Annotated in this window: 19 protein-coding genes; 4 read left to right on the top strand and 15 right to left on the bottom strand. The window is 69.5% G+C overall.

Features of this window, described 5'->3' with window-relative positions; genetic code table 11:
• Positions 1-53: 53 nt before the first annotated feature.
• The 3 genes from G3572_RS19395 to G3572_RS19385 are packed head-to-tail and all read right to left on the bottom strand — an operon-like array spanning position 54 to position 3,444.
• Positions 54-404 carry a hypothetical protein gene (locus tag G3572_RS19395; RefSeq protein ID WP_099649433.1) on the bottom strand — a complete coding sequence of 117 codons (351 nt, stop codon included), beginning with the start codon at positions 402-404 and terminating at the stop codon, positions 54-56.
• Positions 401-1,027: a DUF2460 domain-containing protein gene (locus G3572_RS19390; protein ID WP_164615008.1), complete on the bottom strand. Its 627-nt coding sequence runs from the start codon at positions 1,025-1,027 to the stop codon at positions 401-403. Before G3572_RS19390 ends, G3572_RS19395 begins: the two co-directional genes overlap by 4 nt.
• Positions 1,027-3,444 carry a phage tail tape measure C-terminal domain-containing protein gene (locus G3572_RS19385; RefSeq protein WP_164615006.1) on the bottom strand — a complete coding sequence of 806 codons (2,418 nt, stop codon included), beginning with the start codon at positions 3,442-3,444 and terminating at the stop codon, positions 1,027-1,029. The genes G3572_RS19390 and G3572_RS19385 overlap by 1 nt, the downstream gene beginning before the upstream one ends.
• A 70-nt stretch (positions 3,445-3,514) precedes the next feature.
• On the opposite strand from G3572_RS19385, the gene G3572_RS19380 reads away from it, so the two are divergent.
• On the top strand, positions 3,515-3,727 hold the full coding sequence (locus G3572_RS19380; RefSeq protein WP_164615004.1) for an AbrB/MazE/SpoVT family DNA-binding domain-containing protein: 213 nt from the start codon (positions 3,515-3,517) through the stop codon (positions 3,725-3,727).
• Entirely contained in the window at positions 3,727-4,107 is a 381-nt protein-coding gene (locus G3572_RS19375) for a type II toxin-antitoxin system VapC family toxin (protein ID WP_164615002.1), read from the top strand. The genes G3572_RS19380 and G3572_RS19375 overlap by 1 nt, the downstream gene beginning before the upstream one ends.
• On the opposite strand, the gene G3572_RS22190 is transcribed toward G3572_RS19375, so the two are convergent.
• The 4 genes from G3572_RS22190 to G3572_RS19355 all read right to left on the bottom strand — a co-directional run bounded on the left by G3572_RS22190 (position 4,097) and on the right by G3572_RS19355 (position 6,179).
• On the bottom strand, positions 4,097-4,267 hold the full coding sequence (locus G3572_RS22190; RefSeq protein WP_435530992.1) for a DUF7697 family protein: 171 nt from the start codon (positions 4,265-4,267) through the stop codon (positions 4,097-4,099). The genes G3572_RS19375 and G3572_RS22190 overlap by 11 nt on opposite strands.
• A gap of 71 nt (positions 4,268-4,338) precedes the next feature.
• The gene (locus tag G3572_RS19365; RefSeq protein WP_164615000.1) at positions 4,339-4,794 is read right to left on the bottom strand and encodes a phage-derived protein YdaY family protein; all 456 of its coding nucleotides are present in this window, start codon (positions 4,792-4,794) and stop codon (positions 4,339-4,341) included.
• Positions 4,794-5,735: a phage tail tube protein gene (locus G3572_RS19360; protein WP_164614997.1), complete on the bottom strand. Its 942-nt coding sequence runs from the start codon at positions 5,733-5,735 to the stop codon at positions 4,794-4,796. The genes G3572_RS19365 and G3572_RS19360 overlap by 1 nt, the downstream gene beginning before the upstream one ends.
• A gap of 24 nt (positions 5,736-5,759) precedes the next feature.
• The gene (locus tag G3572_RS19355) at positions 5,760-6,179 is read right to left on the bottom strand and encodes an acyl-CoA transferase (RefSeq protein ID WP_164614995.1); all 420 of its coding nucleotides are present in this window, start codon (positions 6,177-6,179) and stop codon (positions 5,760-5,762) included.
• Between the two features lie 75 nt (positions 6,180-6,254).
• Here G3572_RS19355 and G3572_RS19350 point away from each other — a divergent pair, with 75 nt between their 5' ends.
• Together G3572_RS19350 and G3572_RS19345 are read left to right on the top strand one after the other, a co-directional pair.
• Complete coding sequence (locus G3572_RS19350; protein ID WP_164614993.1) at positions 6,255-6,608, top strand: type II toxin-antitoxin system RelE/ParE family toxin; 354 nt, start codon at positions 6,255-6,257, stop codon at positions 6,606-6,608.
• Positions 6,605-6,988 (top strand): helix-turn-helix domain-containing protein, encoded by a 384-nt coding sequence (locus tag G3572_RS19345; protein ID WP_164614991.1) that lies wholly within the window; start codon positions 6,605-6,607, stop codon positions 6,986-6,988. Before G3572_RS19350 ends, G3572_RS19345 begins: the two co-directional genes overlap by 4 nt.
• Here the strand turns inward: G3572_RS19345 and G3572_RS19340 are convergent, their stop codons facing one another.
• The 8 genes from G3572_RS19340 to G3572_RS19305 form a co-directional block, all read right to left on the bottom strand.
• Entirely contained in the window at positions 6,989-7,621 is a 633-nt protein-coding gene (locus G3572_RS19340; protein WP_164614989.1) for a DUF6441 family protein, read from the bottom strand.
• The gene (locus tag G3572_RS19335) at positions 7,618-7,929 is read right to left on the bottom strand and encodes a head-tail joining protein (protein WP_164614987.1); all 312 of its coding nucleotides are present in this window, start codon (positions 7,927-7,929) and stop codon (positions 7,618-7,620) included. The genes G3572_RS19340 and G3572_RS19335 overlap by 4 nt, the downstream gene beginning before the upstream one ends.
• Entirely contained in the window at positions 7,929-8,264 is a 336-nt protein-coding gene (locus G3572_RS19330) for a DUF2190 family protein (protein WP_164614985.1), read from the bottom strand. Before G3572_RS19330 ends, G3572_RS19335 begins: the two co-directional genes overlap by 1 nt.
• 76 nt (positions 8,265-8,340) lie before the next feature.
• On the bottom strand, positions 8,341-10,395 hold the full coding sequence (locus G3572_RS19325; RefSeq protein WP_164614983.1) for a prohead protease/major capsid protein fusion protein: 2,055 nt from the start codon (positions 10,393-10,395) through the stop codon (positions 8,341-8,343).
• A 4-nt stretch (positions 10,396-10,399) separates the two neighbouring features.
• Positions 10,400-11,944, bottom strand: a complete 1,545-nt coding sequence (locus tag G3572_RS19320; protein ID WP_164614981.1) for a phage portal protein — start codon at positions 11,942-11,944, stop codon at positions 10,400-10,402.
• Positions 11,944-12,153, bottom strand: coding sequence for a phage head-tail joining protein (locus G3572_RS19315; RefSeq protein WP_164614979.1), 210 nt, complete (start codon positions 12,151-12,153; stop codon positions 11,944-11,946). Before G3572_RS19315 ends, G3572_RS19320 begins: the two co-directional genes overlap by 1 nt.
• A gap of 2 nt (positions 12,154-12,155) precedes the next feature.
• Positions 12,156-14,162: a phage terminase large subunit family protein gene (locus G3572_RS19310; RefSeq protein ID WP_205518811.1), complete on the bottom strand. Its 2,007-nt coding sequence runs from the start codon at positions 14,160-14,162 to the stop codon at positions 12,156-12,158.
• Positions 14,110-14,706 (bottom strand): hypothetical protein, encoded by a 597-nt coding sequence (locus G3572_RS19305; protein WP_164614977.1) that lies wholly within the window; start codon positions 14,704-14,706, stop codon positions 14,110-14,112. The genes G3572_RS19310 and G3572_RS19305 overlap by 53 nt, the downstream gene beginning before the upstream one ends.
• Positions 14,707-14,787: the final 81 nt, after the last annotated feature.

Here is a 14,787-nt window from a genome sequence, read left to right as displayed (position 1 = left end):
CCTGCCGTGGATCGGAAGGCTCGCAGCGGAGGGAGCGCGCGAGGCGAATGAGCTCATTCATCGCCGCGGCCTTCGTTGGCGCGGCGGAGGCGGGCGAGCAGCATCTCGATGAAGGCCGGTCCGAAGACCCCGACGAGATAGGCCGCCGAACCCGCCGCTCCGCCTGCGGGGATCGCCTCGGGCGGCAGACTGAGCCAGGCGGTGATCACGGCCATGGAGAGGCTGCCCATCCCGGCGGCGATCAGCCCGCCGAGCAGGATGTGCCGCAGCGCATCGCGCAGCCGCATCTTCGTGGTCAGTGCGTTCGTGGCGCCGCCGAGCGCGCCCCAGGCGGCGAGGATCACGGCGGTCGAGGCCGCGAGCTCGCGTAGGACGGCTGCGACGAAGCTGCCGGTGTCGTTCATCGCCGGATCTCCAGAAGCGGAATGGAGGTGATCGAGCCGAGCCGCTCGAGGTCGAGCGTCACGTCGAGCGCGTCGGTGTCGAAGCGGACCGGCACGTCGAACTCGAAGCCCGCGGTGATGGCGACGCCGGAGCCCGGGGCGGCGCCGAATGTGACGACGCCGGTGGTCGTGTCGACGGACCACCCACTGAGCTGCTCCGCGCCATCGAGGGCGACGCGCACAGTGGCAGCGACCGGCTTGGTGATCGTCCGCACCCATGTCTGGCTGCCCGAGGCGTAGCGCTTCACCAGCTGGAAGGCGGTCGTCGCGCCGTCGCCGGTGCCAATGAGCTGGTCAGTCGGCGCCGGTGTGCCCGAAGGCAGACAGGACTTGTGGTCGCCCCAATCCTTGAACCGGAAGCCATGCAGGCGGCCGTTCCGCGCCTCGAAGAAGGCGACAACGGCGGCGAGATCGTCAGCGCGGCGGATGCCGTAGGCGACATCGTAGCGGCGGCGCGAGTTGGCCCAGCTGGCGTTGCGCTCCTCGTCGCCAGAGGCGAGCTCGACGATCTGCGTGCGCCGCTCCGGCCCGCCCCGCGCGCCGCGGCTGATATTGTCTGGGAAGCGGACCTCGTGAAACGCCATCACATGCCCCTCCGCCCGAGCGACACGGCCCGTGCGATGTCGGCCGCGACCTGGGTGCGGGACTGCCGGAAGCTCTCTGCGTCGCGGGCCATGATGGTGACGTTGACCCCGCCGCCCGTGCCGTAACTCTGGGCTTCCCGCCGCGACAGCACGCGCTCGCCGCGCTGCAGGATCGCGGGCACCTCGTCGTGGCGAAGCCCAGCCATGCCGCCGGAATGCATCCGTGGCGCGGCGGCGAAGGTCATGGCCGGGACCTTACGCGAGGGCCCGGCCGATCCGACGATCCCCCCCGCGTGCAGGACGTTGGCGAAGATCCCGCCCGCCCCGGAGAGCGCGCCCGAGAGCGCGTTGGCGATGGGACCGAGGATGAATCGCCGCGCCGCCAGTTTCGCCAGATCGGCGATCAGCGAGGTCACCAGATCACGGAAGTTCAGCTTGCCGGTCCGCACGAACTGGCCCACCGCGTTCTCGGCAGACTGGAAGGCGCCGACAAGGCTCTGGCCGATGTCGCCGCCGATCTCGCGCGCCTTGCTGGCGTAGTCGGAGAGCGCGGCCGTAACCGCCTGCCAGCCGGTGACCGCGGTCTCCACATTGGGCTCGGCTGCGGCAGCAGCGGCGCCTGCGGCGGCACCGGCATCGGTCGCGGCCTGTCCGGCGCCGTCGAGCGCGGTCTCGAAGCGCTCCGCCGCCGCCGTGGCCTCGGCCAGAGCATCGGCCCCGTCCTCGTCGGTGCCGCGCACGGCGTCGCGCAGCGCCTGCCAGCTCTCGAGCGGGGCCCGGGCTCCTTCGGCCAGATCGCGTGCGGCCCCACGGTAAAGGTTCGCGGACTCGAGCGCGCGGTTCGCCGCGTCGGTCAGACCGAGATCGGGCGCGGTGAGCGGGTTGTCCTCGAACGCCCGATCGAACGCCGACTGCGCCGCTGTCGTGGCAGCGCTGGCTGCGCCCTCGAAGCGGTTCTCGATCTCGCCGAGATCGAGGTTGGGCACCAGCGAGATTCGGCGCTCCGACCCGAGCGCTTCCAGCCCTTGGTTGATCCCGCCGATGAAGCCGTTGATGCGCGAGACCACGCCGTTCAGCATCGCCTCGACGCCGTCGACCAGGCTGTTGGCCGCCTGGAATGCCAGATCGCCGATGGCGGCGGGCAGCAGGCCCCAGATCGCCTTGATCGCCTCGTAGGCGCCCTCGAACGTATTCGCCGCCGTGTTGCCGAAACCCACGAAGCTCTCGATTGCGCTCTGCATGCCCGAGGCGGCGTCGGCCTTCAGGTCGAAGAACATCGCCGTGGCCGCGGCCCCGGCCGCAGCGGCGCCCATGCGGATCCGCTCCCAGACCTCGACGGCGACATCTTTCAGGAGCGACATCGCCTCGCCGAAACCGCCCGCGCCGGAGACGAGGCGTGTGAACTGGTAGACGAGCTCGCCCGCGCCGACGATCAGCGCGCCGATGCCGGTCCGGATCAGCGCGCCGCGGAGCACGACGAGCGCCGTGGCGAGGCCACGGACGGAGAGAGCGGCGGCGGCCATGCCGGCGACCCAGCGACCGGCGAGGAAGGCCGCGAAGGTGGCGGCGTAGGTCGTCAGGCGGCCGATGTTGTCGAACAGCCCGCGGATCGCGATGCCCAGCGGGCCGGTGCGGGTGGCGACCGCCGCCATGGCGTTGGCGACGGCTTCCAGTGCAGGCGCCGCGGCGACGGCCAGCTGGTTCGACAGCCCGCGCCAGATCAGCCCGAGCCGGGAGATCGCGTCGTTCGTGCGTTCGATCTGGTCGGCATCCTGCTCCGAGACGACTACCCCGAAGGCGAGGACGTCCTCCGTCGCCTGGCGCAGCGTTGCCGTGTCGATCCGCGACATGGCGATGGAACCTTCCTCGCCGAAAAGCTGGCCTGCCACCGCCGCGCGCTCTGCAGCGGGCACGAAGTTCTCGATGGCGGCGTTGATCGCGCCGACACGCTGATCCAGCGGCAGCGCGATCAGGTCGTTGGCGGACAGCCCCAGCCGGTCCAGCGCGTCGGCGGCAGGGCCGGTCCCGGCGGCCGCCTGGCTGAGCCGACGCGTCAGATCCTTGGTGGCCTGCTCGATGCCGGACATCGACACGCCCGCCAGTTCGCCCGCCCGCTCGAGCGTCTGGATCGAGGCGACCGTGGTGCCGAGGGACTGCGCGAGCTTGGCCTGCGCATCGACCGTCTGCAGCCCGGACCGGATCATCGCCACGCCAGCGGCGGCGGCCGCCGCCACGGCAGCAGCGGCAGCGACCCGGACCCGCCGCGAGAAGGCCGCGAGCCGGGCGTTCGCGGCCTCCATCTCGCGGCTGAGCCGTCCGAAGCCGCGGGCGCCGGCCTCGCCCACGCCTTCCAGCTCGGCGCGCACCTGCCGTCCGCCCACGGCCGCGAGGCGGACGCTGACCCGTTTATCCGCCATTGCTCAGAGTCCTTGCTTTCGCCGCATCGGCGTCTTACGTTTTGCCCATCGATCAAGTGAGAGTATGACCATGGCCGAGACCGCGACGCTGTCCTCGAAATTCCAGATCTCGATCCCCAAGGCGATCCGAGCTGCACAGCACTGGGAAGCCGGGCTGACCTTCGCCTTCATCCCGAAGGGCACGGGCGTCCTGCTGGTGCCGGTGCCGAAGCGGGAGACGCTGAAGGGCCTCGCGCACGGCGCGTCCGCCGCCGATTATCGCGACCGGACGGATCGGTTCTGATGATCCTCGTCGACACGTCGGCGTGGATCGAGTGGCTCATCGGCTCGCCGACCGGCGAGAAGCTAGCCGAGCAGCTGCCCGAACAGGCCGAATGGCTCGTGCCGACCATGGTCCAGCTGGAGCTGGCGAAATGGCTGACCCGCGAGGTCGGCGAGGACAAGGCGGATCAGGTGATCGCCTTCACGCAGGTCTGCCAGGTCGTGCCGCTCGACACCGAGATCGCGCTGGCGGCGGCGGAGTCGTGCCGGGAGCACAAGCTCGCGACTGCCGACGCGATCATCTTCGCAACCGCCCGCGCACAGGGCGCGACGCTCCTGACCTGCGACGCGCATTTCGAGGGACTGCCCGGCGTCACCCTGATCGAGAAGATCAAGGCCTGACACCCGGGCCGTCGTTCGCCGCCAGTTCCTCGTTCAGCTTCCGCACCATCACCGCCTCGATGACGGGCACCAGTTCGGCCACGGCCAGCGGCGGCACGCCGAGCGCGACACCGAGCGCCAGCGCCGCCGACATGTCCCAGCCGATCACCGCGCCGGGCAGGACCCGCAGCTGGCCACCGAGGCGGCCGACGATGTCCCAGACCTGCCAACCCTCATGGGTCTGCGGGCGGTTCAGCCGCGCCGGGCAGTCCGGGCAGGCTTGCTCGCGGCCCTCGTAGGGTGCGCAGGCTTCGCAGTACCGCTCGCCCCCGCCGAAGGACCATTCGGCGAGAGCGCGGAGGCGTTTTTTTCCTGTTCCAGCAGCAGGCCCTTCGAGACGTAGGTCAGCTGGAAGGCCTCGAAGATCGGCCAGACGTCGAGCAGCGCGTCGATGGCCTCCGGGCTTGGCTCGATTGGGTTGCCGTCCACATCGCCGATGCCGTCCCAGGCGAGCACGGCGCGGCGGGCCAGAGCCTTGGCGAAGGCGACCGCGCGCTCCTCGTCGGAAGCATCGTCGGGCACGGCTTCCACGGCCGGGTCGCTGCGCGTCGCCACCATCAGCGCCGTGGTCAGCGGGCGGAGTTGCACCCGGACGCCGGGCGCGAGGTCATGCCAGCGCGGCGCGTTCGTCAGATCGAGCGTCAGCATCAATAGGTCTCCACGTCGTTCACGAGGGTGGCGGTGCACATCCGGCCGACGACGCTGTCGCGGGCGGCCTGCCAGTCGAAGGTCGCCTGCACGCCCTGCGGCCCGGAAATCTCGATCCGGGGACGCGGCAGGTAGACGGCGTGCACCGTGAAGGTGAATCTCTCGCCCGAGGGGAGTACGTAGCCGAATTCCATCTCGCAGGCCTCGCCGTTGATCGCTTGCGTCACCAGCGTCTGGTCGGCGAAGCGCACCTCGATCCGGCCGGTCAGCGCCGCGATGGACGGGTCCGCGCCGTCGATGCGGCCGTCCGAGCGGATGGTCTCGATCCGGTCGAGGTTGTTGGCGTAGGTGATCTCGGCCGAGACCACGTTGCCAAGGGCGGTGCCATTTCGGGTGATCGCCCCGTTGAAATGCCCGAAGCGCTTCAGCTCCAGCGCGGCAGGCGTGCCGGCGCTGGTGGTCGTGCCCACCGTTTCGCCCTGCGCCACCAGACGCGCGGTGGCGGTCAGAAGGCCCGATCGCTGCATTTGCCAAGTGATCTGGTCGAGCACGCAGCCGGAATACATGGCGTACCGCGGGACCTCCGGCATGCCGGTCTCGATCGACATGCTGGGCAGCGTCCAGGATCCCGACTGGAACTCGTGGCTGTACGGGGCCTCCGCGCCGGTGGTCGTCGGCGCGCCGAAAGCCGCCTTCAGCCAGAAGCCGAAGGCCTCGGCATCGAGCGGGACAACGACATCGCCATCGGCCGTGACCGCGTCCTTGATCGGCGCCAACGGATCGCGGCCATAGCCCAGCAACTCCGAGTTCAGCAGCGGCTGCTCCGCCCCGAGCGAGGTGCTGGCGAAGGGCATCTTCGTGAAGCCGCTGGCGGGCGGCGTTCCGTAGGTCGTCTCGAACGCAAGCGCCATCAGCGCCCGCGCCCCCTGGGCTCGTGCCATGGTGTTCTCCTCGGGTTGTCGGGGTCAGGCCAGCGGATCGGCCGTGGTGTAGTGCAGCACCACCGGGATCACGGCCGCCTTGAGGCTTGCCGCGCCCTCGACCGGCAGATCGACTGGGCGCGGCGCTTCCGCCTCGACCCAGTCGCAGAGCCCGCCCAGCGTGCGGTCGGCGGCGAGTGCCGCGCCGATGCTGGCGATCAGCGTGTCGAAGGCGGCGTCACGGGCGGCGCCCTGAACGACCGCCTCGATCTCGGCACGGTGCTGGTAGTGGTAACGCAGTGGCGACAGCGTCACTTCGGGTTCGCCTGGCTCGCCGTCGCGTAGGATCAGCAGGCCATTGGCCGGCACGCGCTCGGGCAGCACCTCGCCGCGAAGGGCGGCGGCGGGCAGCGCCGAGAGCCGCGTGTGCAACGCGGCGAGGATGGTTTCGCGTGGGCTGGGCATGTACGGACGCTCTGGGAGTCGTTATTGCAAAATTAGTGCTTCAAGGCTATATATCCTTCAAGACATGAGGACCGGATGCCGTGGACCGTTTCGTTCGCAGAGGAGTTCGAGCCGGAGTTCGACGAACTCCCGCAAGAGGTTCAGGACGCGATCCTCGCACGCGCGCTCCTGCTGGAACGCGAGGGGCCATCGCTCGGTCGACCGCATGCCGACACCCTGACAGGGTCGAAGCACGCGAACATGAAGGAATTGCGCTGCAACGCTGCTGACGGCGTATGGCGCATCGCCTTCGCATTCGATCCCGACCGGCAGGCGATCCTGCTTGTCGGCGGGGACAAGTCAGGTGGCAGCGAGAAGCGCTTCTACAAGCAGCTGATCGCCCGGGCCGACGAACGGTTCGACCGCCATCTCGAGAGACGGAAAGGATGACGATCATGGCTCGGACTCTGAAGGACAAGCTGGCAGCACTCGAACCGGCCCGTCGCGCGGGCATCGAGGCCGAGGCCGACCGGCTCCACACTGAATACCTCACGCTGCAGGAACTGCGGAAAGCCAAGGAGATGACGCAGGTCCAGCTTGCCGAAACCCTCGGCATCCAGCAGGCGACGGTGGCGAAATACGAGCGCCAGAGCGATCTGCTCCTCTCGACGCTCACGAGCTACGTGCGGGCGATGGGTGGCAACCTCAAGCTGATGGTCGAATTCCCGGGCAAGGCCCCTGTCGCCCTCGAGGGGCTCGGAGACACGGAGGAACCCCGTCGTCGGCGCCGCGCGGCGCGAGAAGAGCGAGGGGGCGAGGCGCGCACCTGATCATCGAACCCTTACCTCCACCCAGTTCGTCACGATCAGCCCCGGCACGCTGTCCAACGCCCTGTCCGCGTCACGCGCGAGGTCCAGCCGCTTCGGCAGCTTGACCTGAGGCACCAGCAGGAAAATCGGCGCGGTGACCTTGCCGCGCCCGGTCTTCGATCGCGACACCACCGCCTGACCCTTCGTGTTTAGCCGCCCCTCCGCCACCAGCAGGCTTGGCCCCGTGCGGCGATAGACGAAGCGCAGGCGCAGCCCGCGTCGCCGCTCCCATTCGCCGGGCGTGATCCTGCCCCCCCGCAGGGATTTGCCAGCAGCTGGCAGCGGGATCGCCAGCCAGAACCCGTCTTTCGAGCGGATCAGCGGGCCGGTGTCATGCGCGCCGACGATGACCGGCGCTTTCGACCAGACCAGCGCCGCCGCGTCGAGGCTCTCGCCCGACCTCGGGAAATTCTGGCTCCGGATCGAGTTGGCCAGCCGGGGCCCGAGCCCCGCGCCGGTGATCTGCAGCCTCCACGCGGTCTTCAGCCCGGTACCGGCCTCGCGCATGGCTGCGGTGACGGCGCGTTCGCCCGCCGCGACCTCGGCCGCCATCATCGCGACGATGTCGGGATCGATGTCGAGCTTCAGTTTCACGCGGGCCTCAGATCGACGGTCCAGACGAGCCGCTCGCGGTCGCGGACGGGCTCGCCCTGGATGAGGAAGGCCTCGCCGTCGATCTCGATGCGGTCGCCGGGACGCGGGTTTGCCACCTCGGCCACGCGCAGGTCGATCCTCGTGGTCTCCGACCAGAGCCGCGCATCGCCGAAGTCGGAGACGACATCCGCACGCCGGGCGACGACGCGCACCAGAACGGGCGCGCCGCCGTCGGCGATGTAGACCGCGTCCCGTCCGACGTTCGGATCGGCGAAGAGCGCGCCGACGGCGGCGGCGAAGGCGCTCATTAGAACGCCGCGTTCAGGCGCACCCGACCGATGATGTCGCCCGCGCCGCTCGCCACCGCCTCGACGGCCACGCCGATGAGGGTGTTGTCGGTGGCGACCGTCGTGCAGCACTTGTTGGTGTCGTCCCAATAGACCTTGGCCCCGACGGTCCAGGCCTGAGACCCGACCTTTGTGATGTCGAAGACGCCGACGAGAGTGGTCTCGACGCTCTCGCCGAGGGCGGCGTCTCCGGCGGCGATGCCGAAGATGGAGCCGACGAGCAGGCCATCGCCGGAGGCGACTGCATAGGGCGCGGTCAGGGTGATGGTGTTGCCGGGCTGGACGTAGTTTTTCATGGGGGTGATCCTCGTGGAAAGACGACGGGCGGCCCGTCAGGACCGCCCGCATGTCAGGGTTCGGCATGGGTGCGGGTTACGCGCCCGGGTTCTTGTAGAGGCCGCGCCAGTCGATGGCCTTGGCGCCGAAGTCGAGGCGGCACTTGATCTCGACGCCGTCGACGTCGAAGCCGTTGCGCGTCTCGATGTAGGCGCCCTGCTGGCCCTCGAGATAGGCGTACTCGATGGTGTCGATCTGGTTCGGGCTGGCCGCCAGATACCATGCGGTCTCACTGGCGGCGTCGAGCCGGGGCTCGCTGATCGGCGAGAGGGTGCGGATCGACTGCGGCACCACGCTGGACGTCGCGGCGGGCACGAGGTTCTGGGCGACCAGCTGCTCGGCCTTCAGTTCCAGCGAGGCGGGCACGATCAGGAAGGCGGGCCGGACGTTCAGCACCGTCTTCTTGTCGAGCCCCGTCTGCTTGGCCATCGCAGCGCGCGCCGCACCGACGCTGCTGACATCGAGCGCCGCGCCGGTCCCGGCGAGGTTCTTGTGGGTGGTGTGGAACAGCGCGTTGCCGTCCGCCATCGCCGGGTTTGCGGTGATGATGCCCCAGACGACGTCCGACTCCAGTTGCGCAATGGAGTTGCCGTACATCGCCGGGATCCGGGTGAAGGCGTCGAGATCGTCGTTGATCAGCGTCTGGCGCGTGATCGCGACCACCCGGCCATAGGTCTTGACCTTGTAGCTCTCCTTGCTCTCGCCGAGCGTCCCGCGCTTGAACTCGCCGCTCTCGCCGACTTCCAGCAGCTGCGGCGCTTCGCCGAGCTGGACGCGATGCATGGATTTGAAGTCGGTGGCCAGCACCTGGCGGCAGAACAGCATGAAGGTACGGGGATAGGCCTCGTAGGCCTGCCGCAGCGTCTTGTTGGTGACGGCCGAGAGGATCTCGGGAAAGTCCGAGGTCGAGTGCAGCGCCCGCGTCGCCACCTCGTCGCGCGACAGGCCGCGCGTGTTCACCCCGGAAAGCCCAAGGCTTTCGCGGGCCAGTTCCAGCAGCGTCATGCCGCGATACTGGCGCGCGGCGTCTTCCAGCGGGAACAGCGTCGGGCTGTAGCGGTGCAAGAGCGCGTTCGCCACGGCGTCGCGGCGGGTGATGCGTTCATCCCGGCCGCCGAGGGGCACGGAGACATGCGGGAAGGTCCGGGTCTCGTCGGATTTCGCCGCGACCTGGTCGAGGATCAGGCGGCGGGACTCGTCGACGCTGACGCCGCGCTTGACCAGATCCTCGGCGAAGCCGCGCTCGAGGTTCAGCCGCGCGGCCAGATCGTAGATGGTGGAGACGCGGTCGCGCTCGGCCTCGCGGGCGCGGGTCGCGACCGCTTCGGTATCGGGCGCGGGAGTGGCCTGCGTCTTCGGCTGGCTGCGCGTCTCGCTGGCGGCGGCCTTCGCGTCGGGCGCAGCCGGTTTCGGCTCGGTCATGGCGGTGTCCTCGGTATCATTCGGCTCGGTCGGCTGGGTGGCAATGGGGTTCGCGGCATCACCCGCCGCAGGGTTGGTCTGTTCGGTCATCGGGGATGCTCCTTGCTGAATGGGGGCGTCCCGGCGATGGAGGACGCAATCGTTATGTTCGCCCTTGGCGCGGAAACCGGCAGCGGGATCGGCCCCGACCGGGACGGCAGAGACCTCGAAGGGCGTCCAGTCCACCGCCCGCCACAACTCGCGCCCGCCATCGGGCTTCGAGACATCGAAGCGGTGGACCTGGTAACCGATGGACACCGCGCGGATGTGCCCGGCCTGAATGTCGCGCCAGATCGGCTCGACATCGGCGCGCTCGCTGATCCGCACGAGCGCGATGCCGCGGCCCTTCTCGATCCGCGCCGAGCCCGGCACGACCGATCCGATCACCGCGTCGAGCGCGTCGAGCTCGTGCACCTTCAGGAAGGGCGCACCCGCGTTCAGCCGGTCGAGCCGGACATGGGCCGGATCGAGGCTCAGTTCCTCGTCGTAGGGCTCCCCGAAGAAGGTCGCGCGGCGGACGCGCGCCCCGGCCGACCAGACCACCTCGACGGTGCGGCTGTCGGCATCGGCCGTGTTCGGCGCAAGCTCCGCCGACCGGCGCATGGCCGGCAGTTCGATCATCGTATCCATGGGGTCAGTCCTGTTGGTCGGCCTGCGCCGGGTCGGTTTCCGCGTCGGCGGTCGGGTCGTCGGCGGTGGTGTCGTCAGCGGCGGGATCGTTCGTCTGCGCGCTGCCGGTCTTGGTGACGCGCCGCGGGTCGGTGTCGAGCACCAGTCCCAGCGCGTCGAGCTTGGCGTTGGTCGCCGCGATCTCGGCCAGCACTGCATCGGGGTTGCGTCCCTGTCTCGCGATCACCTCGGCCAGCGTCATGGTGCCGGAGCGGATCGACAGCAGGTTCGCCATCGCGTCCTTCTGCGGATCGACCGCCTCAAACTTCGGCGGCGACCATTCCACCGGCACGGTCGGCGACGGGATCTGGCCCGCCGCCCATGCGGCCTCGGTGAACCAGCGCCAGACCGGCGCGCAGAGCATCGGAATGAACAGCTGCCATTGCACCGCGTCGATCTGGCGGCGGAACTCGACGAGGCCCGCGCGGATCGAGGAATAGTTGACCTGGCTGAGGTCCCCGGTCAGCAACTCGTAGGGCACCCGGAACCCGGCCGAGATCGTGTGGAGGCTCGCCCGCTTGTATTCGCCGTAGCCGCCGGTGGCCGAGGGCTGGTTGAACCGGATGTCCTTGCCGCCACGGGCATAGGCGATCAGCCCCGGCTCGAACTGCTCCACCCGGTTGCCATCGGCATCGACCACGGAGGGCGCGATGCCCTGCTGTGCCTCGTCGTCGCCGAAGACGATGGCGGTGACGCAGGCCTCGGTCTTCTTCCGGACCAGCTCCGCCACCTCGTAATCGTCGAGATCGCGCAAGCTGCGGATTACCGGCGCGCCCCAGGGAACGCCGCGAGCCTGTGTGCGCTGCTTCTCGTAGACATGGGCGATCTCGGTCGCCGGGACCGGGCGGCTCTGCAGACCGTTCTGCAAGGCGCCATAGGCGTCGCCCGGGTGCTCCGCATGCAGCCAGTAGGCCCGGCGCTTGCCGACCGGGTCGAACTCGATCCCCTGCACCAGCCGCCCCGCGCCGAGGACGCCGGATTTGGTGGCGTCGAGGAAGTCGGCCTCCAGCACCTGCAATTGCAGCGGCACCGGTAGACCGTCGCTTGCGCGACGCAGGCGGCGGCGCACCAGGACCTCGCCCGCCTCCACCATCTCCCGGCAGATCAGCGTCTGCAGTCCGTAGAAGTCGAGCTGGCCGTCGGCGTCACATTCAGCCGTCCAGCGCTCGAACAGCGCATCGACTTTGCGGTCGAGCTTGTCGTCGCCGCTCGCGGCGCGCGGCATGATCCCCGCGCCGATGATGTTGTTCACAAGCACCGCCACGGCCTTGGCCGCATGCGGGTTGTTGCGCACCAAATCGCGCATCCGGTCGCGCAGCAGCGCACCCGCCACGCCGATCTCGCTGTCGGCCGAGGATCCCGGCGCGCGCCAGCCTTCCGTCCGACGCCCGCGCGCGGCCCCGTCGTATCCCCGCGTCAGGGTCTCGAACGCCTGCCGCGCCATCACGCGGCGGGCGGCCATGCGCGGGGCCACCGTCGCGATGGCGTGGTCGAACCAGTTTGCCGACATCAGCGATCCCCGCGCGAGAAGCCGGCGAGCCCGGCAATCGGCAGTGGCCGGTCGACGCCTGCGATGGCGCGCTCAATGGTGCGGATGCGGGCGAGCAGATCCTCGGCCGAGCCGTAATCCACCGACTTCCCGTCATAGCTGACCCGGGTCGTGCCGCTGGCATAGGCGCGGCGAAGCGCCGAGAGCTCGGTTTCCGTCCAGTCCGTCATGTTCAAAACCACCCTCCACGCCGCCCGAGCCAATCGGAACGCCGCTTGCCTTGCGGGGCCTGTCCGTCCCTGCGAATTTCGCCTGCCGGGGCGTTCCCCTCGGGAACAGCCCCAAGCTGATCCTCGAGGTCGCGCCATTTCTCGTCGGTCCACCGGTCGGCACCGGCGATCCAGGCAGCGGCGCGGGCATAGACCCGGCAGTCCAGCGCCTCGTTCCGCTCGCGCAGCTTCTGCCATTCGAGCCGGGCGAAGCCGCGCTTGGTGCGCACCGTGACCAATTGTTCGGCCACGAACTGCTTCAGCCATTCGTTCTCGACCCAACTCGGCAGATGCACCGAGCCGGGTGGGAACGCCGCCCCCTCGGCCATGTCCTCCTCGGTCGGCCGTTCAAGCCGCAGGAAGCGATAGGTTTCGGCCTTGAAGGTCGACACCGCCACCGTCCAGAGCCGGGCACCGCGGCGCAGGCGCTTCCCGCCCTCGGTGGCGTCGACGAAGGTCGGCCCCGACACCGGGCTCGAGCGATTGAACCCCTCGACACCTTTCACCGGGGCCACCTGCGCGAAGCCGACCTGCCGCGACCAGGCATAAACCGCCGGGGCCTCGTAGCCGGTGTCGATGGCAAGCCGCGCGATGCGAAGGTGCGCGCCGCGTTCGTGCGGCCAGCTTCGGTCGAGCATCGCGGTCAGATCAGACCATGCGTCATGCCGGTCGGGCCCGCCCTCGATCACGACGTGGTCGACGAGCCAGCTTTCCAGGCCGCGGCCCCATGCCCAGACATCGACCTCGATCCGGTCCTTCTGCACGTCGGCCCCGGCGGTCAGGAACAGCCCACCCGCGGGCACCGTGCCGGGGCGCCATGCTTCGCGACGGTCGTAGAGCCGCTGCCAGTCCGGCGCTTCGCCACTCTCGACCCATGTCTCGCCGAGGATCGTGTTGCGGAACGCCTTGATTGCCTCGTCCGACCCTTGGGCCGCGTCCCATGCCCGCACGATCCGCTCCCAGCTCAGCCAGCCGATCGGCGAGTAGAGCGCCGAGAGGTGATACCCGACCGTGGTCGGGTCAGCGGCCGTGGCGGTCGCCCGCCATTCGCCGCCCTCCAGCATCGCCGTCTTGTGGTGTTCCGCGATTGCCGCGTCGCAGCCCTCGCAGTGATATTCCGCCGTCTCCGGACGGCCCTTCTGCCAGCGCAGCCGGTCGAACTTCAGCCACTGCATCGTGCCGCAATGCGGGCACGGCACGTAGAACCGCCGCTGATCGCTCGCCTCGTACTCGCGTTCGATCCGGCTTAGCCCCCGGATCGTCGGCGTCGAGACCAGCAGAACCTTGCGCCGATGGGCGAAGGTCAGCGATCGCGCTTCAGCCAGCGTGACCGGGTCGCCTTCCTCGTCGGCCGAGGCCGGATAGGCATCGACCTCGTCGAGGAAGATGTAGCGCGCCGGGGTCGAGCGCAGCCCGACCGCCGAGTTGGCCCCGGTCATGATCAGGATGCCGCCCGCGAACTCCTTGGACAGCATGGTGTTGCCCGCATCGCGGGACCGGGCCGGTTTGACCCGCTCCCGCAGCTCCGGGCTTTCGTCGATCAGCGGATCGATCCGCTGGCGCGAGTTGCGCTTTGCCAGTTCCACCGTCGGCTGGACAGCCAGCATCGGCCCCGGCGCCTGGTGGATGGCGAACCCGATCCAGTTGTTGCCGGCCTCGGTCGCCCCGACCTGCGCGGCCTTCATGAACACGATCCGCTGCGTGGGATCTCCCGGCGACAGACGGTCCATGATCTCGCGCATGTAGGGCGTGCGCACCGTCCGATACCGCCCCGGCTCGGCCGAGGCGCGACCCGAGAGCATGCGGTGCCGGTCCGCCCATTCCGAAACGGTCAGGTCCGGGTCGGGCCGCAGCCCGTTGCCCCAGGCGCGCCGGATCTCGCCCGCGCCGTCGAAGTCCGTCAGGCCATCGCCGCTCTCATCGGAAGTCGGGCCGGACCTCGGCGAGTTCGTCGAGGTGGGCGCGTACATGTTTCTCCAAGACCTTCTGCATTGAGGCTGGCTCCACGGTGATCTGCTGGCCCGTCGCGTCGCTGCACGAGGCCGAGAGCTCGGCCGCCATCAGCGCCGCCGCACGTGCAGGCCAGGTCACCCATGCGTCCCGTTCCTCGCGCGCCAGGCGGAACACCAGCGCCAGCGCGCGCGCCCGCTCGATCAATTCCCCCTTCAGCTTCTGGAGCCGGATGCGCCGTTCCTGCGCCTTCAGCACCTCGTTCGCGGTCTTCGCCTGCAGGAAGGTCGTGCTGCCGCCGACCGCCGGGACCGCCAGCCCCTGTTCGCGCAGCGTGTCGCCAACGGCGGCGACCGCCGCCTCGGGGACGGGCTTCAGCTTCGGCTCGGGCGGCTTTCGGGTCTTGGACGGGTCCGTCGTCTCGGCGCGCCGGGCGTCGCTGGCGGCCGCGTTGATGCTGCCGTCGGGATAGAGAACCAGGCGCTCGGCCGTCTTGGCCTTCTGGATCGCGCCGCGCGACAGCCCGACATGGGCGGCGTACTGGCGCTCGCTCATGCCCTGCATCGACAGCTCCGATTATCATTCGAAATCATTTGCTTATGGAGTTGATAAGCGCGGCGGACAGAGGGAGCGTGTCTCCAACGA

This window comes from Pseudotabrizicola algicola (genome assembly GCF_010915705.1).
Classification (GTDB): Bacteria; Pseudomonadota; Alphaproteobacteria; order Rhodobacterales; family Rhodobacteraceae; genus Pseudotabrizicola; species Pseudotabrizicola algicola.
This window is presented reverse-complemented; position numbering and strand designations above follow the sequence as displayed.

Excerpts from the sequence above, each read along its gene's own strand:
- G3572_RS19395 (WP_099649433.1), bottom strand. The coding sequence starts at position 404 with ATGAACGACACCGGCAGCTTCGTCGCAGCCGTCCTACGCGAGCTCGCG.
- G3572_RS19325 (WP_164614983.1), bottom strand. The coding sequence starts at position 10,395 with ATGGATACGATGATCGAACTGCCGGCCATGCGCCGGTCGGCGGAGCTT.
- G3572_RS19345 (WP_164614991.1), top strand. The coding sequence starts at position 6,605 with ATGACGATCATGGCTCGGACTCTGAAGGACAAGCTGGCAGCACTCGAA.
- G3572_RS19320 (WP_164614981.1), bottom strand. The coding sequence starts at position 11,944 with ATGTCGGCAAACTGGTTCGACCACGCCATCGCGACGGTGGCCCCGCGC.
- G3572_RS19390 (WP_164615008.1), bottom strand. The coding sequence starts at position 1,027 with ATGGCGTTTCACGAGGTCCGCTTCCCAGACAATATCAGCCGCGGCGCG.
- G3572_RS19360 (WP_164614997.1), bottom strand. The coding sequence starts at position 5,735 with ATGGCACGAGCCCAGGGGGCGCGGGCGCTGATGGCGCTTGCGTTCGAG.
- G3572_RS19355 (WP_164614995.1), bottom strand. The coding sequence starts at position 6,179 with ATGCCCAGCCCACGCGAAACCATCCTCGCCGCGTTGCACACGCGGCTC.
- G3572_RS19335 (WP_164614987.1), bottom strand. The coding sequence starts at position 7,929 with ATGAGCGCCTTCGCCGCCGCCGTCGGCGCGCTCTTCGCCGATCCGAAC.
- G3572_RS19350 (WP_164614993.1), top strand. The coding sequence starts at position 6,255 with ATGCCGTGGACCGTTTCGTTCGCAGAGGAGTTCGAGCCGGAGTTCGAC.
- G3572_RS19305 (WP_164614977.1), bottom strand. The coding sequence starts at position 14,706 with ATGCAGGGCATGAGCGAGCGCCAGTACGCCGCCCATGTCGGGCTGTCG.
- G3572_RS19375 (WP_164615002.1), top strand. The coding sequence starts at position 3,727 with ATGATCCTCGTCGACACGTCGGCGTGGATCGAGTGGCTCATCGGCTCG.
- G3572_RS19380 (WP_164615004.1), top strand. The coding sequence starts at position 3,515 with ATGGCCGAGACCGCGACGCTGTCCTCGAAATTCCAGATCTCGATCCCC.
- G3572_RS19385 (WP_164615006.1), bottom strand. The coding sequence starts at position 3,444 with ATGGCGGATAAACGGGTCAGCGTCCGCCTCGCGGCCGTGGGCGGACGG.
- G3572_RS19365 (WP_164615000.1), bottom strand. The coding sequence starts at position 4,794 with ATGCTGACGCTCGATCTGACGAACGCGCCGCGCTGGCATGACCTCGCG.
- G3572_RS19315 (WP_164614979.1), bottom strand. The coding sequence starts at position 12,153 with ATGACGGACTGGACGGAAACCGAGCTCTCGGCGCTTCGCCGCGCCTAT.
- G3572_RS19330 (WP_164614985.1), bottom strand. The coding sequence starts at position 8,264 with ATGAAAAACTACGTCCAGCCCGGCAACACCATCACCCTGACCGCGCCC.
- G3572_RS19310 (WP_205518811.1), bottom strand. The coding sequence starts at position 14,162 with ATGTACGCGCCCACCTCGACGAACTCGCCGAGGTCCGGCCCGACTTCC.